At 45.1% G+C, this 22849-nt stretch carries 20 protein-coding genes and 3 pseudogenes; 14 read left to right on the forward strand and 9 right to left on the reverse strand.

Annotated elements, in window-relative coordinates; genetic code table 11:
- Window positions 1-251: 251 nt before the first annotated feature.
- Together LG003_RS04595 and metF are read right to left on the reverse strand one after the other, a co-directional pair.
- Window positions 252-616 (reverse strand): annotated as a pseudogene (locus LG003_RS04595) (Tc toxin subunit A-related protein); the annotation flags it as partial.
- Window positions 617-717: 101 nt separating this feature from the next.
- The gene (metF, locus tag LG003_RS04600) at window positions 718-1602 is read right to left on the reverse strand and encodes a methylenetetrahydrofolate reductase (protein ID WP_112878974.1); all 885 of its coding nucleotides are present in this window, start codon (window positions 1600-1602) and stop codon (window positions 718-720) included.
- A gap of 285 nt (window positions 1603-1887) precedes the next feature.
- Here metF and LG003_RS04605 point away from each other — a divergent pair.
- A pseudogene (locus LG003_RS04605) lies at window positions 1888-2334 on the forward strand (RNA-guided endonuclease InsQ/TnpB family protein); the annotation flags it as partial.
- A gap of 48 nt (window positions 2335-2382) precedes the next feature.
- On the opposite strand, the gene LG003_RS04610 reads toward LG003_RS04605, so the two are convergent.
- Both LG003_RS04610 and metB read right to left on the reverse strand, forming a co-directional pair.
- Complete coding sequence (locus tag LG003_RS04610) at window positions 2383-4818, reverse strand: bifunctional aspartate kinase/homoserine dehydrogenase II (protein WP_112896532.1); 2436 nt, start codon at window positions 4816-4818, stop codon at window positions 2383-2385.
- A 2-nt stretch (window positions 4819-4820) separates the two neighbouring features.
- Window positions 4821-5981, reverse strand: a complete 1161-nt coding sequence (gene metB / locus LG003_RS04615; RefSeq protein WP_262980279.1) for a cystathionine gamma-synthase — start codon at window positions 5979-5981, stop codon at window positions 4821-4823.
- Between the two features lie 287 nt (window positions 5982-6268).
- Between metB and metJ the strand changes: the two genes are divergently transcribed.
- Complete coding sequence (gene metJ / locus LG003_RS04620) at window positions 6269-6586, forward strand: met regulon transcriptional regulator MetJ (protein WP_036780112.1); 318 nt, start codon at window positions 6269-6271, stop codon at window positions 6584-6586.
- Between the two features lie 129 nt (window positions 6587-6715).
- Here the strand turns inward: metJ and rpmE are convergent, their stop codons facing one another.
- Window positions 6716-6931, reverse strand: coding sequence for a 50S ribosomal protein L31 (gene rpmE, locus LG003_RS04625; RefSeq protein ID WP_112878949.1), 216 nt, complete (start codon window positions 6929-6931; stop codon window positions 6716-6718).
- A gap of 220 nt (window positions 6932-7151) precedes the next feature.
- On the opposite strand from rpmE, the gene priA reads away from it, so the two are divergent.
- From priA to rraA, 7 genes are all read left to right on the forward strand, one after another.
- Window positions 7152-9350, forward strand: a complete 2199-nt coding sequence (priA, locus tag LG003_RS04630) for a primosomal protein N' (protein ID WP_112878950.1) — start codon at window positions 7152-7154, stop codon at window positions 9348-9350.
- Window positions 9351-9676: 326 nt separating this feature from the next.
- Window positions 9677-10705, forward strand: coding sequence for a DNA-binding transcriptional regulator CytR (gene cytR / locus LG003_RS04635; protein WP_112878951.1), 1029 nt, complete (start codon window positions 9677-9679; stop codon window positions 10703-10705).
- Between the two features lie 69 nt (window positions 10706-10774).
- Entirely contained in the window at window positions 10775-11602 is an 828-nt protein-coding gene (gene ftsN / locus LG003_RS04640) for a cell division protein FtsN (protein WP_262980280.1), read from the forward strand.
- Window positions 11603-11850: 248 nt separating this feature from the next.
- Window positions 11851-12381, forward strand: a complete 531-nt coding sequence (hslV, locus tag LG003_RS04645; protein WP_112878953.1) for an ATP-dependent protease subunit HslV — start codon at window positions 11851-11853, stop codon at window positions 12379-12381.
- Between the two features lie 11 nt (window positions 12382-12392).
- Window positions 12393-13724 carry an HslU--HslV peptidase ATPase subunit gene (hslU, locus tag LG003_RS04650; protein WP_112878954.1) on the forward strand — a complete coding sequence of 444 codons (1332 nt, stop codon included), beginning with the start codon at window positions 12393-12395 and terminating at the stop codon, window positions 13722-13724.
- Between the two features lie 94 nt (window positions 13725-13818).
- The gene (locus LG003_RS04655) at window positions 13819-14736 is read left to right on the forward strand and encodes a 1,4-dihydroxy-2-naphthoate polyprenyltransferase (protein ID WP_262980326.1); all 918 of its coding nucleotides are present in this window, start codon (window positions 13819-13821) and stop codon (window positions 14734-14736) included.
- Between the two features lie 149 nt (window positions 14737-14885).
- Window positions 14886-15395, forward strand: coding sequence for a ribonuclease E activity regulator RraA (gene rraA / locus LG003_RS04660; RefSeq protein WP_112878956.1), 510 nt, complete (start codon window positions 14886-14888; stop codon window positions 15393-15395).
- Between the two features lie 68 nt (window positions 15396-15463).
- Here the strand turns inward: rraA and zapB are convergent, their stop codons facing one another.
- Entirely contained in the window at window positions 15464-15706 is a 243-nt protein-coding gene (zapB, locus tag LG003_RS04665) for a septal ring assembly protein ZapB (protein WP_011148831.1), read from the reverse strand.
- Window positions 15707-16010: 304 nt separating this feature from the next.
- Between zapB and LG003_RS04670 the strand changes: the two genes are divergently transcribed.
- Both LG003_RS04670 and glpK read left to right on the forward strand, forming a co-directional pair.
- Complete coding sequence (locus LG003_RS04670; RefSeq protein WP_112878957.1) at window positions 16011-16841, forward strand: MIP/aquaporin family protein; 831 nt, start codon at window positions 16011-16013, stop codon at window positions 16839-16841.
- 30 nt (window positions 16842-16871) lie between these two features.
- On the forward strand, window positions 16872-18395 hold the full coding sequence (gene glpK, locus LG003_RS04675; RefSeq protein WP_112878958.1) for a glycerol kinase GlpK: 1524 nt from the start codon (window positions 16872-16874) through the stop codon (window positions 18393-18395).
- A gap of 57 nt (window positions 18396-18452) precedes the next feature.
- On the opposite strand, the pseudogene emrD reads toward glpK, so the two are convergent.
- Window positions 18453-18713 (reverse strand): annotated as a pseudogene (gene emrD / locus LG003_RS04680) (multidrug efflux MFS transporter EmrD); the annotation flags it as partial.
- 210 nt (window positions 18714-18923) lie between these two features.
- On the opposite strand from emrD, the gene fpr reads away from it, so the two are divergent.
- Window positions 18924-19670 (forward strand): ferredoxin--NADP(+) reductase, encoded by a 747-nt coding sequence (gene fpr, locus LG003_RS04685; RefSeq protein ID WP_112878959.1) that lies wholly within the window; start codon window positions 18924-18926, stop codon window positions 19668-19670.
- Between the two features lie 2 nt (window positions 19671-19672).
- On the opposite strand, the gene LG003_RS04690 is transcribed toward fpr, so the two are convergent.
- On the reverse strand, window positions 19673-20107 hold the full coding sequence (locus LG003_RS04690) for a DUF805 domain-containing protein (protein ID WP_112878960.1): 435 nt from the start codon (window positions 20105-20107) through the stop codon (window positions 19673-19675).
- A gap of 67 nt (window positions 20108-20174) precedes the next feature.
- On the opposite strand from LG003_RS04690, the gene LG003_RS04695 reads away from it, so the two are divergent.
- Together LG003_RS04695 and tpiA are read left to right on the forward strand one after the other, a co-directional pair.
- Entirely contained in the window at window positions 20175-20777 is a 603-nt protein-coding gene (locus tag LG003_RS04695) for a YiiQ family protein (protein WP_370446074.1), read from the forward strand.
- 134 nt (window positions 20778-20911) lie between these two features.
- Complete coding sequence (tpiA, locus tag LG003_RS04700; RefSeq protein WP_112878962.1) at window positions 20912-21679, forward strand: triose-phosphate isomerase; 768 nt, start codon at window positions 20912-20914, stop codon at window positions 21677-21679.
- Window positions 21680-21731: 52 nt separating this feature from the next.
- On the opposite strand, the gene LG003_RS04705 is transcribed toward tpiA, so the two are convergent.
- Complete coding sequence (locus tag LG003_RS04705; protein ID WP_112878963.1) at window positions 21732-22727, reverse strand: sulfate ABC transporter substrate-binding protein; 996 nt, start codon at window positions 22725-22727, stop codon at window positions 21732-21734.
- Window positions 22728-22849 lie beyond the last annotated feature (122 nt).

The following is a 22849-nucleotide window of genomic DNA, read 5'->3' on the forward strand; positions in this document are numbered from 1 at the left end:
TATTATATTAAATAATATATAAAACATCAAGTTAATTTTAAAATTTACCTTCTATAAATATCTCACAAATTGCTTTTGTCCCGGTTCCCCCAAAGGAGATCCGATATTCTATACCCTATGGATTTCAAGATGCATCGCAACGGCAAGGGAGAGAATCCCCGGGAGCATAGATAACTATGTGACTGGGGTGAGTGAGTGCAGCCAACAAAGAGGCAACTTGAAAGATAACGGGTATATAATAATGAAATTAATTAACGGATGGTGTAACGAATGTGCAAAATAATATCATTCGTGGTTTGCAATATTGCTTTTTGCTTGTCGGTGGCATTCAGGAATTGAAGATTCAATCTATCGTCATCATCAAAGGTAATATCTTCAAATGGCAGATATTTGCCGTCATTGAAATCCAGTTGAAACTGACCACTATCATTGGTGCCATGAGATACAGCCAATTCTGAACAGCCATCGGTAATTTAATACCACCACCATAGCTGAGCATAGCCTGAATATCCTAATAAGGCCCAACCAATGCAGGCAATGCAACACTGATTTGCTTGATACGACGAATCTTGTTATCACCAACGATGCTGTCCGGGTAATCGCTCTCCAATTGCATTTATTAGTCGAATCCGCCGATAATAAGAATTCACTCTTTATAACAATACTGAGAAAAAAATATGCTCTTACTAAGCAACATTTCTTAATAAGAGCCAATGATTAAGGACGAACACCCAAAGTATGACAAATTGCATAACTCAGTTCTGCGCGGTTTAAGGTATAAAAATGAAAATCCTTCACACCTTCGCGGCTTAAAATCTTCACCATATCCATTGCGATAGAAGCACCAACTAAATTTGCGCTTTCAGGATCATCATCCAGCCCATCAAACATTCTGGTCATCCAACTTGGAATACGCACATTAGTCATTACAGCAAAACGTTTAAGCTGACGGAAATTGGATACCGGCAAAATTCCCGGTACGATTTCCACATCAATCCCGGCAGTCACACAGCGGTCACGAAAACGTAGGTAACTTTCCACATCAAAGAAGAATTGAGTAATAGCACGGTTCGCCCCCGCATCAATTTTTCGTTTCAGGCTAATCAAGTCAGCCTGAGAACTTTTTGCCTCAGGATGCACCTCAGGGTAAGCCGCAACGGAAATATCAAAATCAGCCTCTTTCTTAAGTAATTCAACCAGATCAACTCCATACATTTTGGGTTTTTCACTGTTTTCCGGTAAATCACCCCGCAAAGCCACAATATGGCGAATACCATTTTTCCAATAATCACGGGCAATTTCGCACAATTCATCGCGGCTGGCATCAATACAAGTAAGGTGCGGAGCCGCTTCAAGGCCGGTTTTTTCTTTTATTCCCTTGATTATGCTATGGGTACGATCACGCTCGCCAGAGTTAGCGCCATAAGTAACAGAAACAAATTTAGGCTTGAGGGTGCTCAGGCGATTAATGGATTTCCACAGGGTTTTTTCCATCTCGGCTGTACGCGGTGGAAAGAATTCAAATGAAACACGGATCTGTCCTTCCAGTTCAGCCAGATTCTGATTCAGCGCCTCGCGCTGATTTGCGTGAAAAAAACTCATATCCTGCACCTCGTTAACAAGCGGAATAATTTCCCATCTTAATAATTTGCCAGTTACTTTTATTTGCACATCTAAACACCTATACGTTTAGACGTCCAAATAAGATGAGGGATCGGCATTTTTTAGTCAACAACAAAGTTGAGTTAAATCGGTGAGGAATATTCACCCTGAATCGGAAAAAAATTCATCGAGGAATCTTTAGCAAAAACCGCCGTAAACCCTTGCTCAGTGCGGGGATATCAGGCGAAAAGCCCAAAGGGCTTTGAGCGCGGTGAAGATCCCGAAATTGTCAACGCCACCCGTAACCTGCGTCGAAAGCAGAAATCGCTGTCCCGCAAACAAAAGGGCAGAGCTAACCGCAGCAAGGCCCGATTACGTCTGGCCGCAGTCCATGAGCGGATAGCCCATGCCCGCGCTATCGGGGATGCGGGCTGGCATGGCTTCCTCATGAAACTGGAATACAAAGCCGCAGCGGCGGGGGTCCATCTGGTCAAACTGGATCAGTGGTTCGCCAGCTCGAAAACCTGTCATTGCTGTGGTCACAAAGTGTCGGAAATGCCGCTGCGTAAGCGGATCTGGCAATGCCCTTTCTGTCGAGTCGAACATGACCGCGATATCAATGCGGCGATCAACATCCAGCGCAAGGGCATAACAGCATTACAGGCGGCGGGACTCGTCGTTTCTGCCCACGGAGGCCAGCGTAAATCCGTCATAAAGACGGTGGCGGCCTGAGAAGTGGGAAGCCTCGCCGTTTTTTACGGCGGGGAGCAGTCACAAAGCTTAAAGCAGTTGTGACAAACGGTTAAGGTCAGACTGAATCGCTCCGGCGGTCACGTCCCGACCTGCCCCCGGCCCACGGATCACTAACGGATTATCACGATACCAACGGCTCTCAATCGCAAACACGTTGTCGCACGGTAGCAAAGACGCCAATGGGTGATCAGGACGTACCGCCTCAACACCCACCTTTGCCTTACCATTCGCATTAAAACGGGCAACATAACGCAGCACCATGCCCATTTCCTGCGCCGCAGCTAATCGCTGCACCATCTGCGCATTGATAGCACCGCTATTATCAAAGAATTGTTCAATAGAGCCTGATTCTGCTTCTTTCGGCACCAGTGACTCAACACGCACTTGCTCTGGCTCAATCTCATACCCTGCTTCACGGGCAAGGATAATCAATTTACGCATCACATCCTGACCAGACAAATCAATACGCGGATCAGGTTCTGTCAATCCCTGTTGCCACGCCTGTTCAACTAAATCACTAAACGGTACTGAACCATCAAATTGCAGAAACAGCCAAGATAATGTGCCGGAGAAAATGCCACTAATGGACAAAATGGTATCACCACTCTCCCGTAAGTCCCTCACGGTATGATTGATAGGTAAGCCAGCGCCAACTGTTGCATTGTAAAACCAATGGCGACCTGTTTTAGTAAATGCATCACGAATGAAACGATAATCACTGCTACTGGAAGCACCGGCAATTTTATTGGCACTGATAACATGGAAACCATAACTGGCAAAATCACTGTAACATCGAGCTAGTTCTTCACTCGCCGTCACATCTAGGATCACCAAATCGTCATAAGGATGCGCTCGCATCCACAGAAATAATTCATCAACATCATATTCTGTCGCTTCGTCATCAAAAAAAGCTAATGCTCGACTAGCATCAATCCCTTGATAGTCGAGTAAACTCCGGCGACTATCCGCCACACCGGCCAGAACAAATTCAAAATCACTGCGAGCCGAAATGTTTTTCTGCTCACGAGCGAATAACTCCAACCAACGAGAGCCAATATTTCCTTTACCAAACAAAATCAGACCAATCCGCTTTTCAGCCCGGAACAAACTCTGATGCAACCCCTGAATCACATGTTCAGTCTGATTAGTCCGCAACACAGCGACAAGGCTGATGCCATCCTCCGCATGCCAGATAAATTCTACCGGCTGATCTTTAAGTTGCTGATAAAAACGGTGGCAATGTAATGGGTTCTTGCATACACCAGCTCCAACCAGTGCCACCAGCGCCAAACCTTCTCTAAGGGAAAGTTTCCCCGGAAGCGTAGCATCTTCCAGCACACACAATGCACTATTCACCACTTCGGAAGTGTAACAGAGCTGAATCAAATTACAGTCTAGATGGATACCTGTCGCCAATGGGCGAATTTGTTCTCGCTTTAACAACAGATCAATATCTTTGTATATCTGTTTAAAATCATGATGAGCGGCCACATGCAACTCAATTAGGCAAACATCATCATGACTAGTAACAATTTTTGCGCCAGTCCCAGAAGCCAAAACCCTTTCAATACGCGTTGATCCTTGCTCCGGCTGGTAGCTGCAACGTAATAGCAAATCAATATCACTGAAGGAAACAGGCTGTAAGGTACGAGCATGCAACACGGGTGCGGCAAGACGAGCAAGTTCGCTGGCTTCATCCAAGCGTAATAGTGGTAACAAACAGGCATCTTTGACTTTTCTCGGATCAGCACTGTAGACACCAGCAACATCACTCCAGATGGTTACCCGCCTCGCCCCTGCCAAAGCCCCAACCTGAGTTGCGGAGTAGTCACTGCCATTTCGCCCCAATAACACCGTTTCTCCATCATGATTACTGGAGATAAAACCGGTCACCACCAGTCGTTTATTTAGGTTTTGTGTTAGCAACTGATTTAGCAATGGTTGGGAAAGGGTAACATCAATTTGCGGCTGAGCCGCCCGTTCCGCGCGTAAAAACTGGCGAGCATCCACCCAAGCGCTAGGAATACCCTGAACTTCAAGCACAGCCGACATCAAACGCGCGGACCAGATCTCTCCGTGCCCCACCACTTCTGCATAAGTCACATCACTAACGGGTTTATCCAGTAATGCACTTAGCTTTTCAAGATCGGCAATAAAACGCTTCACCAACTCTTCAGCAACAGTTTCAGGTAGCAAACCTCTAATCAGATCCTGCTGATAACGGCGCAGAACCTGCTGTACCTGATGGGCAGAAATACGGTCGCTCTGGCTAAGTTTAAGCCAATTAATTAACTGGTTAGTCGTGCTGCCTGCCGCGGATACCACCATTAAATCACCGGGTTGGCTGTAATTAGCCATAATCTTGGCTACCCGTTGATAACATTTCACATCCGCGAGACTACTTCCACCAAACTTATGTAATTGGCGGTCATTTTCCGCCGTTGCAACTACCAGTGCACTCATGGTCACTCCTTTACTACTGCCTGAAATGCATTTTCCAAATCAGCGATTAAATCCTGACTATCTTCAATACCCACAGAAACACGCAATAGTGAATCCGTAATCCCCGCTTCCGCCCTTGCCTGTGCTGACATGCCAGCGTGAGTCATGGTAGCCGTATGAGAAATTAAGGTTTCCACACCGCCCAGTGATTCCGCCAAAGTAAATAACTTTAACTCAGACAGAAAACGGCGTATCGCCTGTTCACTACCATCTAACTCAAAGCTTATCATTGCGCCAAAACCAAATTGTTGCTTACAAGCAATTTCATGCCCAGGATGATCTTTCAAAGCAGGATAAAAAAGTTTTTTCACTAACGGTTGCTGTTGAAGATAATTGACGATCTCCAATGCATTCTTTTGCTGTAGCAGGACCCGTGGCGATAAAGTGCGCATGCCGCGCAACAGCAGGTAGCTATCAAACGCCGCACCGGTCACACCAATATTATTCGCCCACCAAGCGAGCTCCGTTGCAACCTCTTCATCCTTTGCAATAATGGCTCCGGCAATCACATCAGAATGTCCATTAAGATATTTAGTACAGGAATGCACAACCAGATCTGCCCCCAACTCCAAAGGCTTCTGTAGTACAGGGCTCAGGAAAGTGTTATCAACAATGACTGTCGCACCTACCTCATGGGAAAGCTGGCATATATGAGCAATATCGACAATACGCAATAAAGGATTACTGGGCGTTTCAATCAATACCAACTTTGGTTTTTTGGACAAGACTTGCTTTAATGCCTGTTCATCACTCTGATCGACAAAAGCCACTTCATAAGCACCGCGTTTAGTCTGGCTGTCAAATAAACGGTAACTACCACCGTAACAGTCATGAGGCGCAACCAACAGATCGCCAGGTTGAAGGAAAACCGTGCATAACAGGTGAATGGCTGACATTCCACTGCTGGTCATGATAGCACCCGCTCCCCCCTCCAGCTCAGCTAATGCCTGTTGCACCATATCGCGGCTCGGATTACTCCTGCGAGAATAATCATGTGTCCTTGGCTGATTAAAATCAGTAAAGTTATATGTGCTGGAAAGATATATAGGCGGAACAACACAACCATACTGTTCATCATTATTCAGCCCATTGCGAACTGCTATTGTTGCCGGCTTGCGTGTCATATCAGCTACCACTATCTGTCATAAATTAAGTCAGGGAAGAATATCCGCTGCCACAGTAGACGTCAATACATCTAGACATCTAAACCTCTTTACGGTTAGATTAGACAATGGGATAATTATTCATCATAACTAATGCTGCTTTATTTATCAGTAGCCATTAGTTTATCGCATATACTATAACTGTATAATTGATAAGGAAATCACGATAAAATGGCAATATGTCACAACGAAAGCTGGTGCTGTTATCTGGCTTAATTTTATGATTTTACGACTATTTAAGGTACCCCATGGCTGAGTGGAACGGTGAATATGTCAGCCCTTATGCTGAACATGGCAAAAAAAGCGAACAAGTGAAGAAAATCACAGTCTCGATTCCTTTGAAAGTGTTGAGAATCCTCACTGATGAACGCACTCGTCGCCAGGTCAATAACCTGCGTCATGCAACTAATAGTGAATTGCTGTGTGAAGCATTCCTGCATGCATTTACTGGACAGCCGCTACCCGATGATGCTGATTTACGTAAAGAGCGTAATGATGAAATCCCAGAGGCAGCCAAAAAAATCATGCGGGAATTAGGTATTGATCCTGATACCTGGGAATATTGATAGTAGCGAAAAAAACTCCTGTAAAAATTCAGGGATTTTTTATTTTGGCTAAAATGCAAAACGCCCGATGCAAAACACCGGGCGTTAGTACCAGTCGGCCTGTCATCATGGACAGGCTCAATTCTGCAATTATTTGCTGACACCTGGAACATTGAAACGTTTCTTAAAGCGATCAACACGACCACCAGTAGCAACATCACGTTGTTTACCCGTATAGAATGGGTGGCATTGGCCGCATACGTCCAGGTTCAGAGCGTGACCAGCGGTAGATCTAACTTGTATTACATTACCGCAAGAGCAGGTTGCAGTAATTTCTTCATATTTAGGATGAATACCTTTTTTCATGGGATAACCTCTGTTAAGGCCGTGTCGCTATCCAGCCCTGTTGCCGCCAGACACCACACGTCGTGTTGATAAAATGAGTTTGGTATCTTCCGTACCAAAGGCGGCGGATCATACAGAATATCTGCCTATCTCGCAATGAAATCCACTCAACACCTATGGTACTCTATAATCAATTTTTGATTACATTTTAACTTACCCATTGATTTTACGGAATAATTTTATGGTTGTTGTTCAGGTTGCTCTGCCTGTCCCTCTCACCCGCTCTTTTGACTATCTGCTACCCGCAGAGAGTCAATTACCCGTTGCAGGAATGCGGGTAACAGTCCCTTTTGGCAAACGTAAAGCGATTGGTATCGTTACCGGGATAGTTGACAACAGTGATATTCCAGCAGAACAACTGAAAACCATAGAATCTATTCTCGATACTCACTCCTTATTTCCAGAAAACCTTTGGCAATTATTGCTCTGGGCATCCAGTTATTACCATTACCCCATCGGTGAAGTCCTGTTCCATGCATTGCCGGTGCTGCTTCGTCAGGGAAAACCCGCAGAATCAACTCCACTATGGCAATGGCAAGTCACGCCAACAGGCGCTGAATTACCGCTAGCACAACTGAAACGCTCGCCAAAACAGCAGCAAGTACTGGCAACCCTACGCCGTAAAGCAATATATCGCCATCAGATTACAGAACTGGAACTGAGCGAAAGCGCTTTCCAATCGCTCAAAAAGAAGTCACTTATCGATTTATACCCTGTGCAACCTGAATCTGAGAACTGGCGAAATCACTTCCAAATCACCGGCGAACGCCTGAAATTGAATACCGAACAAGCCACAGCAGTTGGTGCTATCCGTGCAGAAGACCAGCAATTCTCTCCCTGGTTACTGGCGGGCATCACCGGATCAGGTAAAACAGAAGTTTATCTCAGTGTGTTGGAAAATATTCTGGAGCAAGGTAAACAAGCGCTGATACTTGTACCGGAAATTGGCCTGACACCACAGACCATCCGTCGCTTCCGTGAACGTTTCAACGCACCGGTTGATGTTCTTCATTCAGCCCTGAATGACAGTGAACGTCTTGCTGTATGGCTACGAGCGCGACAAGGTGAAAACGCCATTGTCATCGGTACACGCTCAGCCCTATTTACCCCTTTCGCCTGCCTTGGCATCATCATTATTGATGAAGAACATGACAGCTCTTATAAGCAACAGGAGGGCTGGCGTTACCATGCCCGTGATTTAGCGGTATTCAGAGCAAAAAAAGAGAATATCCCGGTAATCATGGGCTCTGCGACCCCAGCACTGGAAACACTTTACAACGTGCAACAAGGCAAATACCGCCCGCTAACATTGTCCAAACGGGCAGGTTATGCTCAGCCAGCGACTCAGCATCTGTTGGACTTAAAAGGCTTACCACTCAAAATCGGGTTATCTCAACCACTAATAAAGCGTATTGAAGAACACCTACAAGCCAATAATCAGGTCATACTTTTCCTTAACCGCCGCGGTTACTCACCTGCCCTACTCTGCCATGAATGTGGCTGGATTGCAGAATGCCAACGCTGTGACCATTATTACACGCTGCATCAATACCATCGTCAGTTACGTTGCCATCATTGTGACAGCCAGCGCCCCGTTCCCCGTCAGTGCCCGCAATGCGGTTCTACTCATCTTCAACCTGTTGGCCTTGGCACAGAACAGCTTGAAGACGGTATTTCAGCCCTATTCCCTAACGTACCTGTTACCCGCATTGACAGGGATACCACTAGCCGCAAAGGAACACTGGAACAACAACTGGCTGACATTCACGCCGGAAATGCCCGTATACTGATTGGCACCCAAATGCTGGCAAAAGGTCACCATTTTCCTGATGTCACACTGGTCGCGTTACTCGATGTTGATGGTGCCTTATTTTCAGCAGATTTTCGGGCAGCAGAACGTTTCGCACAACTTTATACACAGGTTTCTGGTCGGGCTGGTCGGGCTGGTAAACGAGGAGAAGTGGTTCTTCAGACTCATCATCCTGACCATCCATTACTGCAAATTTTGCTCAATAAAGGCTACGATGCTTTCGCTATTCAAGCTATGGATGAACGCAAAAGTGTGTTTTTACCACCATTTACCAGCCATATTATCTTACGGTCAGAAGATCACGATAATCAGCAAGCACCTGCTTTTTTACAACAACTGCGCCTGCTTTTTGAACACCACCCTTTGCGGGATGATAACTTATGGATCATGGGCCCGGTTCCTGCATTACAGTCAAAAAGAAGTGGTCGTTATCGTTGGCAACTATTAATTCAACATCCATCCAGAACTGTTTTACAAAAAATCATGGCACTGGTTTATCCACAGATAACAGCTTTACCGCAAACCCGAAAAGTGAAATGGAATATCGATGTTGATCCAACTGACAGTTAGTAATTAATCGCCTCTATTTTAAAACACATAACCTGAGCAGATTAAACATACTCTTATTTACTATTTAAAAAATCACACCCAACAATCCGTAACCAATGAAAAATTACTCACTAATTTGCGAGCCATATCGAATAAATGATTTATATCACACTTTTTTACAAACTAAGGAATAAATGAATTTGCCAAACTGTTTAGAATGATCCCTTAATAACATTGTCATAACCTTAAACCGCATGTCGTTACTTTCCTTAAAGTCACTGACGGTTTCCCGGCAACCAGAAAATGACAATCATTTAACTAATCAGTCAGGAAATGAGGAGTGAGTTTTGGAGCAGAAAAAGAATGGCACCTCCGCAACAATGAAAGATGTCGCTGAAGTGGCTGGCGTTTCTACCGCAACAGTATCGAGAACACTCATGAATCCAGAAAAGGTTTCTTCCCAGACCCGACAAAAAGTGGAACAAGCTGTACTGGCTGTAGGCTATTACCCAAATAATTTATCCCGTAATCTTAAACGCGGTGAGTCAAAAACTATTTTAGTGATAGTGCCAAATATCAGCGATCCCTTTTTCACTGACGTGATTTGCGGCATTGAAGAGACAGCGGAACAACATGGCTATCTGGTTTTAATCGGTGATTGCCAACATCAGCAAAAACAGGAACACGCGTTTCTCAACCTGATTGTCACCAAACAAATTGATGGTCTGTTGCTACTGGGTTCGAATATCCCGTTTGATGCCAGCAAAGAAGAACAAAAAAACCTACCACCAATGGTAATGGCAAACGAATTTGCACCAGAGCTAGAACTGCCGACTATTCATATTGATAACCTGACCGCCGCATTCAATGCGACTCATTATCTACAAACATTGGGACATAAACGCATTGCCTGCCTCTCCGGTCCGGAAAATATACCGATTTGCCGCTATCGCCTTCAGGGATATATCCAAGCATTGCGTCGCTCTGGTGGGACAATTCGTGAAGATTATATTGTCCAAGGTCACTTTACCCATGAAAGCGGCGCAAAGCTGACTGAACAGTTGCTCTCTCTGCTGGATCCCCCTACAGCCATCTTCTGCCACAGCGATGTTATGGCGATTGGCGTGATGTGGCAGGCTAAAAGAATGGGCTTAAAAATACCGGAAGATTTATCAATCATTGGGTTTGATAACTTAAGTCTCGCCATGTACAGCGATCCGCCGTTGACAACCGTTGGACAACCCAGTTATCAAATTGGCCACAAGGCAATGTTACTGTTGCTAGATCAAATCCAGGGTCACACAACTTCAGGCGGTTCTCAGTTACTGGAATCGGAATTAATTATTCGGCAAAGCACCTGTTCGCCTAAAAGCTAGGCAAATAACCGCAGGTTAAGTAACATATCGTTTATTTTCTTTTACTTAAATTACTCAGCGAATTAGACAGTGGCACAACGAGATTATGTGAGTCGCGGGCGTTCAAACACCCGCCGTAAAAATACCGATAAGAAAAAACACCAAGCCCAGGGGCTGCCAAAAGCAACGCTGGCCATCGCGGTAGCCTTAGTCGTTATCTTTATTGGTGGCCTTTACTTTATTACCCACAATAAACAGAAAAGCGAACCAGAAATACTGCCAAAACATTCTCAACAAAACAATGGATTACCACCAAAACCAGAAGAACGTTGGCGCTATATCAAAGAATTGGAAAATCGCCCCGTTGGCATCGAGACACCACGTGATCCCTCATCCGGGGGGCAAATCAATTCACAAACTCAGCTGACCGCAGAGCAACGGCAGTTACTTGAACAAATGCAAGCGGATATGCGCCAACCGGCGACTTCGCTGCCAGAAGTGCCATACAATGGCGTTCAAGTGCCGCGTTCACAAGTGATCATCAAGCCATCAGCGGAAACACAACAGCTGCTGGAAACAAGACCACAACTACAGCCTCGACAAACGTTACCACAACAACCAATGCAGACTCAGCCAGTTCAGCCACAAACTCTACCACCGGCTGAAACCAGTAAACCTAAGCCCGTAGAAAAGGCCCAGCGTATGATTTTACAATGTGGTTCATTCCGCAATATGGACCAAGCTGAATCAGTACGTGCCAATCTGGCATTTGCGGGTATTGAAAGCCAGATCACAACGGGAGACGGCTGGCATCGTGTTGTTCTTGGTCCCTACAGTAAAAACACCGCAGAAAAAATGCGGGAACGTCTGAAAGGCGCTGGCGTATCAGGTTGCATTCTCCGTGTTACTGGGGGTTGAAAAATGATAATTCTCCCCCATCTATACTGCCAACACCGTGCACACGGTATTTTCGATAGCCGTATACCCTATGGATTTCAAGATGCATCGAGACGGCAAGGGAGCGAATCCCCGGGAGCATAGCTAACTATGTGACCGGGGTGAGCGAGTGCAGCCAACAAAGAGGCAACTTGAAAGATAACGGGTATATACACTGTCGAAAGTACCGTGCGTCACATTTATCTATTTTTGTAACCAAGGGCTTACTCGTGACTACAATCGTAAGTGTTCGCCGTAATGGCCAAGTCGTAATCGGTGGTGATGGACAGGCAACGATGGGTAATACCGTCATGAAAGGCAATGTCCGTAAAGTTCGCCGCCTCTATAATGACAAAGTAATCGCGGGTTTTGCCGGCGGTACAGCAGACGCTTTTACTCTGTTTGAACTGTTTGAACGTAAACTTGAAATGCACCAAGGGCATCTGACCAAAGCAGCGGTTGAGCTTGCTAAAGACTGGCGCACTGATCGCATGCTACGCAAACTGGAAGCTCTGCTGGCAGTCGCAGATGAAAATACCTCCCTGATCATTACAGGTAACGGCGATGTCATTCAGCCAGAAAATGACCTAATTGCCATTGGTTCCGGTGGCCCATACGCCCAATCTGCTGCACGAGCAATGCTGGATAATACCGATCTCAGCGCCAGACAAATTGCAGAGAAAGCGTTAACCATTGCCGGTGATATCTGCATTTATACCAACCATAATCACAACTTCGAAGAACTTCCTTCAAAAGCGTAAGGGTAGATAGTATGTCTGAAATGACTCCACGCGAAATTGTCAGCGAACTTGACAAACACATTATTGGTCAGGACAAAGCGAAACGCGCTGTAGCTATCGCACTCCGTAACCGCTGGCGTCGTATGCAGCTAGATGAAACGCTGCGCTACGAAGTAACACCTAAAAATATCCTGATGATTGGTCCGACTGGGGTAGGTAAAACCGAAATCGCCCGTCGCCTGGCAAAACTGGCAAATGCGCCGTTTATCAAAGTCGAAGCGACAAAATTCACCGAAGTTGGCTATGTTGGTAAAGAAGTCGACTCTATCATCCGTGATCTGACCGATGCCGCGGTTAAAATGGTCCGCCTGCAATCCATCGAAAAAAACCGTTATCGGGCAGAAGAATTGGCAGAAGAGCGTATTCTGGATGCCCTGATCCCACCAGCCAAAAATAACTGGGGACAAACGGAGACGCAAGTCGAGCCATCAGCCGCACGCCAGGCATTCCGTAAGAAACTACGTGAAGGTCAACTTGATGATAAAGAAATCGAGATTGATGTTGCTACCACACCTGTGGGCGTCGAGATCATGGCGCCTCCGGGTATGGAAGAGATGACAAATCAGTTGCAATCTATGTTCCAGAACCTTGCCGGTCAGAAACACAAATCTCGTAAGCTAAAAATCAAGGATGCTTTCAAGCTACTGATCGAAGAAGAAGCCTCTAAACTAGTTAACCCGGAAGAATTGAAACAACAGGCTATTGATTCCGTTGAACAACACGGTATTGTCTTCATTGATGAAATCGACAAAATCTGCAAACGAGGTCAGACTTCAGGCCCTGATGTTTCCCGTGAAGGTGTTCAGCGTGACCTGTTGCCATTGGTGGAAGGTTGTACAGTATCCACTAAACACGGCATGGTAAAAACAGACCACATTCTGTTTATCGCCTCAGGTGCATTCCAGGTTGCCAGTCCTTCCGATCTTATCCCTGAATTACAAGGGCGCCTGCCGATCCGAGTGGAGTTACAGGCACTAACTACAAAAGATTTTGAGCGTATTCTGACTGAACCGAGTGCATCCCTGACGGAGCAGTACAAAGCACTGATGGAAACGGAAGGTATGATCATCAGTTTCACGGATGATGGCATTAGCAAAATTGCAGAATCCGCATGGCAGGTAAATGAATCGACCGAAAATATCGGGGCCCGTCGCCTACATACTGTGCTTGAGCGGCTGATAGAAGATATCTCCTTCGAAGCCAGCGAACGCCGTGGCCAGTCAGTTGATATTGATGCCGACTATGTTAAAAAACATCTAGATGAATTGGTTGCAGATGAAGATCTGAGCCGCTTTATCCTATAATCGGTATATACGATTTCTGATCCGCTATAATGAATCATGGGAGGCTTGCCTCCCATGATTCATTATAAATTTACAGGAGTAAGTGAACTCAGAAATGAACTCATCAACTTCCATCAGTCAAACTCAAGCATGGCTGGAAAGTTTGCGCCCTAAAACGCTACCACTCGCCCTTGCCGCCATTATTACTGGCTCAGCCCTTGCTGCCTGGACAGGGCATTTCAAGCTACCGGTCGCCTTACTAGCGCTATTAACAGCTGCCATACTGCAAATTCTGTCCAATCTCGCCAATGATTACGGTGATGTTATCAAAGGCAGTGATACTGAAAAGCGTATCGGGCCACTACGGGGTATGCAAAAAGGCATTATTACCATCTCACAGATGAAAAAAGCGCTGAAGATTATTGTCCTGCTAACTTGTCTGTCTGGCGGCGCCTTGATTGCCGTTGCCTGTGAAGAACCTAGCGATATATTCGGTTTTTTGGCACTTGGCCTGCTAGCAATTATTGCCGCAATTACCTATACAGTCGGTACAAAGCCTTATGGCTATATGGGACTTGGCGATATTTCAGTACTGATTTTCTTTGGCTGGTTAAGTGTTGCCGGTACTTATTATCTTCAAGCAGGTTTTTTTGACTCGGTTGTCATACTCCCGGCGACAGCCTGTGGTCTTCTCTCTGCTGCTGTTTTAAATATCAATAACTTGCGTGATATTGAAGATGACAAACGGCATGGCAAAAACACCCTGGCCGTCCGTCTCGGCCCTAAAAAAGCCCGTCATTATCATGGATGTTTAATAATCACAGCAATACTCTGCTTGGTATTATTCACCATACAAAACCCGTCTGGCTGGTCAAGCTGGTTGTTCCTGCTCGCTCTGCCTTGGTTGTTCAAACATATGTGGTATGTACTTAATGAACCCACACCGGAGGGAATGCGACCAATGTTGGGACAGATGGTTAAGGCGGCATTATTGACTAATATTCTATTTTCAGTTGGTCTTATTTTTAATTAGACAATATTTGTGCTGTTTTTCCGAAGGTGTTGTAACTTAATCATTCTGGATACCTGTTAACAATATCAATTTAATAATTGATGACTTTGCTAACATCGGCCTGAAAGGGATATACTTACTGTTCCATACCTTAACCAGACGTAAATCCTATGAAATATGATACTTCCGAGCTTTGTGACATCTATCAAGAAGAAGTAAATGTGGTAGAGCCTATGTTCTCCAATTTTGGCGGGCGTACTTCATTTGGTGGTCAAATCATCACGGTTAAATGCTTTGAAGACAACGGGTTACTGTACGACCTGCTTGAAGACAACGGTCATGGACGCATTTTACTGGTAGATGGTGGTGGTTCTGTACGCCAAGCATTAATTAACGCTGAGTTGGCACAACTCGCTGTGCAAAATGGATGGGAGGGCATTGTTGTTTACGGTGCTGTACGTCAGGTTGACCAGTTAGCAGAGTTCGACCTCGGCATTCAAGCTATAGCCGCTATTCCTGCTGGCTGTCGTGATGAAGGGACCGGTGCAAGCGATATCCGGGTGAATTTTGGTGGTGTCACCTTCTTCTCTGGCGATTATTTGTATGCCGATAACACCGGTATCATTTTGTCTGAAGAACCACTGGGACTTGATGATAACGAAGAAGATGAGATCATCTGATGATAACGTATGATAAAACTAAGGGCGATTTTTCAGATCGCCCTTCTCTTGTCTGTTGGAAATTTTAATTACTGAACATCTTCCATTTTGCCTAACAAGGCACGCAAACGTTCTTGCCATACTTGTTGCTCTTGTTTTAATTGCTCATTTTCATGAGCCAGAGACTCACGGCCGCTGGTTGCATTCTGGATCTCCTGAGACAAAGATCGATTTTTTTCTTTTAATTCTTCAATTTCCATTTGTAGCAGGGTAATAGTATCAATCGCCTGCTGAACCTTGGCTTCCAGCTTTTCAAACACTTCAAATGACATTCTCGGTTCCCCCTTATAAGCAATTGTCTGATTGTATGTAGCCAAAGCTCCCCTGTCTAGCAACATCCCCAACACATGAAAAATAACTACCAAATAAAAAGCTCAAAATGTCTCACACTTTAATTTTTAGCAAAATAGCGGATAAATGCGGATTCGCTCATTTTGTTGACACAACACACACATTTTAATTTCGCTATTTCTCGTTTCCGCTCATTAACGATAAATTTACATAATCTCCTTTTCAATTTCTGAAAGGTGACAATAATAATTACGCCTCTAAAATCTTCTTTGTAGGATAGAACATATGAGCCAAACCACTAGCACGACATTAACCGGACAATGTATCTCTGAGTTTCTTGGTACCGCACTATTGGTTTTCCTTGGAGTAGGCTGTGTTGCCGCTGCACGTATTGCCGGCGCGCAATTAGGCTTATGGGAAATCAGTATTATTTGGGGTATGAGCGTTGCGTTGGCTGTTTATCTCACCGCAGGTGTTTCCGGTGCTCACCTTAACCCAGCAGTGACGATTGCCTTATGGTTGTTTGCCCGTTTTGATGGCAAAAAGGTTATCCCTTTCATTATTGCCCAAATGATTGGTGGCTTCATCGCTGCCGTTCTCATTTACATGATGTACTACAGCGTATTCCTTGATTACGAACAGGTACACAATATCATTCGTGGTACGCCTGAAAGCCTGTTTACAGCAGGTGTATTCTCTACTTACCCAATGGCGCCACTGTCCATTTCTCAGGCTTTTATGATAGAAGTTATCATTGCCGCCATTCTGCTCTGTTTGATTCTGTCGCTGACTGACGACGGCAACGGTATTCCCCGCGGTCCTCTGGCCCCGTTACTGATTGGTATTGTGATTGCCGTTATCGGCGGTGCATTTGGCCCATTAACCGGTTTCGCGCTGAACCCGGCCCGTGACTTTGGCCCCAAATTAGTTGCTTATCTGGCTGGTTGGGGAGATATTGCCCTGACGGGTGGGCGTGAAATCCCTTACTGTCTGGTTACTCTGACCGCCCCTATTATCGGCGGTATTGTGGGAGCATTTGGCTACCGCAAACTTATTGGTCGCAATTTACCATCTGATGTTCATAAGACTGAAGACCAGAAGAATAAGAAAGCCTAAAGTAGAGCATTACCAGAACAGGTTATTATCATGACAACAGAAAATATGATTGAGAAAAAGTATATTGTCGCTCTTGATCAGGGAACCACCAGTTCCCGAGCAATAATTCTTGATCACGACGCCAATATTATCTCAATTTCCCAAAGAGAGTTTACGCAAATTTATCCTAAACCGGGTTGGGTAGAACACGATCCAATGGAAATCTGGGCAACCCAAAGCTCAACTTTAGTAGAAGTATTGGCGAAAGCGGATATTAGTTCTGATCAGATTGCCGGTATTGGGATTACCAACCAACGTGAAACAACGATTATTTGGGAAAAAGAAACCGGTAAACCTATTTACAATGCCATCGTTTGGCAATGTCGCCGTACCGCAGACGCGTGTACTAAACTCAAACAAAAAGAGGGATTAGAAGAATATATTCGCCAGAATACAGGGCTGGTAGTAGACCCTTATTTCTCCGGCACCAAAGTAAAATGGATCTTAGATAACGTCGCAGGCGCCCGTGAACGAGCTGAAAAGGGTGAGCTCCTATTCGGTACTGTGGATACTTGGCTGGTATGGAAAATGACTCAAGGCCGTGTCCACGTTACCGATTTCACAAACGCCTCCCGAACAATGCTGTTCAATATTCACAATCTGGAGTGGGATCAGCATATTCTTGATGAGTTACAAATCCCGCGATCCCTACTGCCTAGCGTTCATTCATCTTCTGAGATTTATGGTCAGACCAACATCGGCGGTAAAGGCGGCACCCGGATCCCTATCTCAGGTATCGCAGGTGATCAGCAAGCTGCTCTATATGGTCAACTTTGTGTCCAACCGGGTATGGCGAAAAACACCTACGGGACAGGCTGTTTCCTACTGATGAACACGGGTACAGATGCCGTACGCTCCAATCACGGCCTACTGACAACCATTGCCTGTGGTCCTCGCGGCGAAGTGAACTATGCACTTGAAGGTGCGGTTTTCGTTGGTGGTGCCTCTATTCAGTGGTTGCGTGATGAACTGAAACTTATTGCAGATGCGGCTGACTCCGAATATTTTGCCACTAAAGTTAAAAATAGTAACGGCGTGTATGTGGTCCCTGCTTTTACCGGCCTTGGCGCTCCCTATTGGGATCCCTATGCCCGAGGGTCAATTTTCGGCCTAACCCGCGGCACCAACAGTAATCACATCATTCGTGCGACGCTGGAATCTATCGCCTATCAGACCCGTGATGTACTGGACGCTATGCAAGCTGATGCAGGCACCCGGCTGCAAGCACTACGGGTAGATGGTGGAGCCGTTGCCAATAACTTCCTGATGCAATTCCAATCAGATATTCTTGGCACCCGTGTAGAACGCCCTGTGGTACGTGAAAGCACTGCATTGGGTGCAGCATTCCTCGCAGGATTGGCAGTTGGCTACTGGAAAGACCTGGATGAAGTGAAAAGTAAAGCCACCATTGAAAAAGAATTCCGTCCAAGCATTGAAACCACTGAACGTAATTACAAATACAATGGCTGGAAAAAAGCAGTTGCCCGTGCGCAGGATTGGGAAGATAAAGGCTAACGCATTCTAATTAATATAAAGAAAGGGTGAAATTACCACCCTTTCTTTACTATATGATTAAACGACATGTCCCTGGCGTTGCATCCTATGTGCCAATGGTAACCAACAAAGCAAGATCAAAACTGACGTAAAGAATATCAGCATGCCTACACTGAATTGATTATTTTGCGGCAGCATTGCAGATAACCAGGTTACTAAGCCAGAGCCAACATTCTGCAAACCACCGACCAGCGCTCCCGCTGCACCAGCCAGATAAGGAAATGGCTCCATTACCCCTGTTATTGCTAGTGGAAACAACATTCCTGCACCAAAGAAAAAAGCAGTGCGCAATTTTATTTTCAGAAAAAATTGCAGTCAATTACGCCACATATGGCAACAAATATGCACATATAAACCCAGCATTAATAAAATAATAGTTAATTTTTCTATGACACAGAATCGATAATGGTATTTATCTCTATAGGATTAAAATAGCGACGTAAAAACAAACTGTTCGGAGATTTCTTTCGGGATAGGAGATAAGTTCCAATGGCAAACTGGGTTACAGGAAAAGTTACACAAGTTATTCACTGGACGAATACCTTATTCAGCATCAGGATACATGCACCGGTTGAAGAATTTACTGCGGGTCAGTTTGCAAAACTGGCGATGGAAATAGATGATGAACGGGTGCAACGGGCCTACTCTTATGTTAATGCCCCGATAGATAATAATCTTGAATTCTACTTAGTGACGGTTCCAGAAGGCAAACTCAGCCCACGGTTAGCAGCTCTGCAACCGGGTGATGATCTCTTAGTAACAGAACAAGCCGCAGGCTTTTTTATTCTTGATGAAATACCTGATTGTGAAACATTATGGATGCTTTCAACAGGGACTGCCATTGGCCCTTATCTGTCAATCCTCCAGCAAGGCGATCATCTGGATAGATTCAAGAACATCGTATTGGTGCATGCGGTCAGACTAACACAAGATTTAAGCTATCTGCCCTTAATGCAGCAATTAGTTGAACGTCTCAATGGCAAGTTACGAATTCAGACTATCGTCAGTCGTGAACAAAACCCCGGCTCATTGACTGGCCGTATCCCGCCATTGATCGAGAACGGCGAACTTGAGTCCGCTGTCGGACTTACGATGAGCAGTGACAACAGCCATATTATGTTATGCGGTAACCCTCAGATGGTGAAAGATACCCAGCAACTACTAAAAGAGCAGCGCGGAATGATAAAACACTTACGCCGCAAACCGGGGCATATCACCAGTGAGCAATATTGGTAATTTCAATCATCTTTGACAGAAATAAAATCCACTTTCTCTGTCGCCTCACCAAACCGGTTTGGCCCATCCGTACCACGGAATACACCGCAATCAAGCACCATCATTACAATGATCAATGTGGGGATAAAACGGCCAATCCCCCATTGCCAGAACGGTGCCATGCCACCCCAGTCAACAGCAATCAACAGCCCTGCCAGTAATAAAAGCAGCGACCAGCCTCCTCGCTTATTTCGATCATGCAGACGCTTAACCATCATTGCCGCTACGGGATACATCACCAAGACAAGTGCAAAAACAGCATAGTGCATGGTCAAAGAATTCATTCCCTGAATAGTCAAGATAACAAACATCAAAGCCAAGCAAACACCAATGCCAATCCAGAATTCACAACGCCCAATTCGTCCTTTGAATGAAAAACCCCATTGTTGTAATGTCATCTATTCTTTTCCAATCGTGTATTCTGTTTCTCTGCGCAGTTTAACCTAAGCGAGCGGCAACATGAAAATGGACGTTAATAAATTTCTAGCCATAATATTAGCGGCAAACAGCGTCGGTTTGCCATTGGTAGCCAATGCTGATAAATCTACAACCACAGAACCCACAGTACAAGCGACCTATCTTCTGCCGAATGCCCCCTCTTTCGATGAAACTATCCCGCGATTTCGCGAAAAATATAATCGCCGCAACCCGACATTGCCACTACGCGAGTATCGGGTAATCATAAGTAAAAACATTTATCCTCCACTGACACGAGCTGCCAGCAAAATCAATGAAAAACTCTATTCTTCCGCCGTACTTGAGCGAGGAAGCGAAAAAATCAAAAGCCTGCAACTGACATTACTACCATCAGAAAATACCGCTGAAACTCAGCAAAACCAAATGTTGGCAGAGCAGTACATGACCGCCCTAATGCGCCACTTTAACCCAACGCTTTCACAGGAACAAAGCAAAGAGAATATTGATAACTTACTCATAAACAGCAAAAAATCGCCATTTTACAGCCACAACATCGGCGCTATTCGCTATATTGTGGTAAATAGTAGTGAAAAAACGCTTACTTTCGCTATTGAACCGATTAAGCTATGGTTATTTGAACCCGATAACTAATCAAATTTAGCAATAAAAAAAAGCTATTGTTGGCAATGATCACTATACTGTGGAGCGCCGATCTACCGAATCGATCTTAAGAATGAATTTCATTCAACTCACTACTTAAACATTCTCTGGTTGGAGGAAAAAACATGCGACATCCATTAGTTATGGGTAACTGGAAATTGAATGGCAGCACCCATATGGTTAACGAACTCATCACTGGCCTGCGTCAAGAATTAAGCAGTGTTACCGGCTGTGACGTCGCTATCGCGCCACCAGCGCTTTATCTCTCTCAGGCTAAACAAGCACTGGCTGGCAGCCGCATTGCTCTAGGTGCACAGGACGTTGACGTTAACCTGTCTGGTGCATTTACCGGTGAAACTTCCGCCACAATGTTGAAAGACATTGGCGCAGAATACATTATTATCGGCCACTCTGAACGCCGTACTTACCACCAAGAAAGTGATGAATTCATTGCGAAAAAATTTTCCATTCTTAAACAACAAGGTCTAATCCCTGTTTTGTGCATCGGCGAAACTGAACAGGAAAATGAAGCCGGCCAAACTGAAAGCGTATGTGCAAGGCAAATTGATGCGGTTCTGAACACATTGGGCGCAGAAGCATTTCAAGATGCGGTCATTGCTTACGAACCTGTTTGGGCGATTGGTACAGGCAAATCAGCAACACCAGCACAAGCTCAGGCTGTGCACAAATTCATTCGTGATCATATTGCGCAGAGAGATGCAGCAATCGCAAAACAGGTCATTATCCAGTACGGCGGCTCTGTAAACGCAGATAATGCCGCTGAACTATTCGCTCAGCCAGACATTGACGGTGCATTAGTTGGCGGTGCATCTCTAAAAGCTAATGCTTTCGCTGTTATCGTAAAAGCCGCAGCCACTGCGAAAAAAGCCTAATTCATATTTCAACGATAACTGACCGCCGTACACCTACGGCGGTTACTCATTTCTATCGCTGAATAATCTCATCAAACACACCGCCAGTCGCAAAATGCACTTTTTGAGCTTCACCCCAACCGCCGAATATCTTATCGACAGTAAATAATTCCAACGCAGGAAAAGAGGAGCGGTACTTATCAGCAACCGCTTTATCACGTGGTCGATAATAGTTTTTAGCCGCTATCTCCTGCCCAACTGGCGAGTAAAGGTATTGCAGATATTCTGTTGCTAACTCACGGCTATGACGTTTATCAACAACCTTATCAACAACAGAAACCGTCGGCTCAGCCAGAATTGAAAGACTAGGTGTCACAATTTCGAATTTATCTTTATCAAGCGCATTAATCGCTAATAATGCCTCATTCTCCCAGGCAATTAATACATCACCGATTCCACGCTCGACAAAAGTACTGGTCGCTCCTCTTGCGCCAGAATCGAGCACTTCAACATTCCGGTAAAGGGCTTTAACAAACGCTTTCGCTTTGTCCTGTTCCTGATTGTTATGAATCAACCCATAACCCCATGCAGCCAAATAATTCCAGCGTGCACCGCCCGATGTTTTTGGATTAGGTGTCACAACAGATACTCCTGGACGAACTAAATCTGACCAGTCTTTAATTTGCTTTGGATTACCTTTCCGCACTAAAAAAACAATGGTTGAAGTATAGGGGGCAGAATTCTCTGGCAAACGCTTAATCCATGCTTTCGCTATCCGGCCACGTTCCGCAATGGCATCCACATCATAGGCCAAAGCCAGTGTCACCACATCCGCCTCAAGGCCATTGATAACAGAAGTTGCCTGTTTACCCGAACCACCATGAGATTGCCGGATTATCACTTTATCCCCAGTCTTCTGCTGCCAATAATTACTAAAAGCCTGATTATATTGCTGATATAACTCGCGGGTTGGATCATAGGAAACATTAAGAAGCTGAAGATCTTTTGCCCATACGCTGCTACTGGTAATCAATAGTAACGCCAATGCCACACGCCATCTGACTTTCATTTGAATCTCTCCACAAGCTGTTTTAACTGTTATGAAATTCAAGGCTGACAGAAAGCGTTATCACTCAGAAATAATTAAAAGCATTTATTTATATGCGATAGGAATATACTAAGGAGACATTA

Origin of the sequence: Photorhabdus kleinii (genome assembly GCF_025384885.1) — a bacterium.
GTDB lineage: Bacteria > Pseudomonadota > Gammaproteobacteria > Enterobacterales > Enterobacteriaceae > Photorhabdus > Photorhabdus kayaii.

Excerpts from the sequence above, each read along its gene's own strand:
- rraA (WP_112878956.1), top strand. The coding sequence starts at position 14,886 with ATGAAATATGATACTTCCGAGCTTTGTGACATCTATCAAGAAGAAGTA.
- metJ (WP_036780112.1), top strand. The coding sequence starts at position 6,269 with ATGGCTGAGTGGAACGGTGAATATGTCAGCCCTTATGCTGAACATGGC.
- LG003_RS04670 (WP_112878957.1), top strand. The coding sequence starts at position 16,011 with ATGAGCCAAACCACTAGCACGACATTAACCGGACAATGTATCTCTGAG.
- tpiA (WP_112878962.1), top strand. The coding sequence starts at position 20,912 with ATGCGACATCCATTAGTTATGGGTAACTGGAAATTGAATGGCAGCACC.
- LG003_RS04690 (WP_112878960.1), bottom strand. The coding sequence starts at position 20,107 with ATGACATTACAACAATGGGGTTTTTCATTCAAAGGACGAATTGGGCGT.
- hslU (WP_112878954.1), top strand. The coding sequence starts at position 12,393 with ATGTCTGAAATGACTCCACGCGAAATTGTCAGCGAACTTGACAAACAC.
- fpr (WP_112878959.1), top strand. The coding sequence starts at position 18,924 with ATGGCAAACTGGGTTACAGGAAAAGTTACACAAGTTATTCACTGGACG.
- priA (WP_112878950.1), top strand. The coding sequence starts at position 7,152 with ATGGTTGTTGTTCAGGTTGCTCTGCCTGTCCCTCTCACCCGCTCTTTT.
- glpK (WP_112878958.1), top strand. The coding sequence starts at position 16,872 with ATGACAACAGAAAATATGATTGAGAAAAAGTATATTGTCGCTCTTGAT.
- metB (WP_262980279.1), bottom strand. The coding sequence starts at position 5,981 with ATGACACGCAAGCCGGCAACAATAGCAGTTCGCAATGGGCTGAATAAT.
- LG003_RS04695 (WP_370446074.1), top strand. The coding sequence starts at position 20,175 with ATGGACGTTAATAAATTTCTAGCCATAATATTAGCGGCAAACAGCGTC.
- rpmE (WP_112878949.1), bottom strand. The coding sequence starts at position 6,931 with ATGAAAAAAGGTATTCATCCTAAATATGAAGAAATTACTGCAACCTGC.
- LG003_RS04705 (WP_112878963.1), bottom strand. The coding sequence starts at position 22,727 with ATGAAAGTCAGATGGCGTGTGGCATTGGCGTTACTATTGATTACCAGT.
- zapB (WP_011148831.1), bottom strand. The coding sequence starts at position 15,706 with ATGTCATTTGAAGTGTTTGAAAAGCTGGAAGCCAAGGTTCAGCAGGCG.
- LG003_RS04655 (WP_262980326.1), top strand. The coding sequence starts at position 13,819 with ATGAACTCATCAACTTCCATCAGTCAAACTCAAGCATGGCTGGAAAGT.
- metF (WP_112878974.1), bottom strand. The coding sequence starts at position 1,602 with ATGAGTTTTTTTCACGCAAATCAGCGCGAGGCGCTGAATCAGAATCTG.
- LG003_RS04610 (WP_112896532.1), bottom strand. The coding sequence starts at position 4,818 with ATGAGTGCACTGGTAGTTGCAACGGCGGAAAATGACCGCCAATTACAT.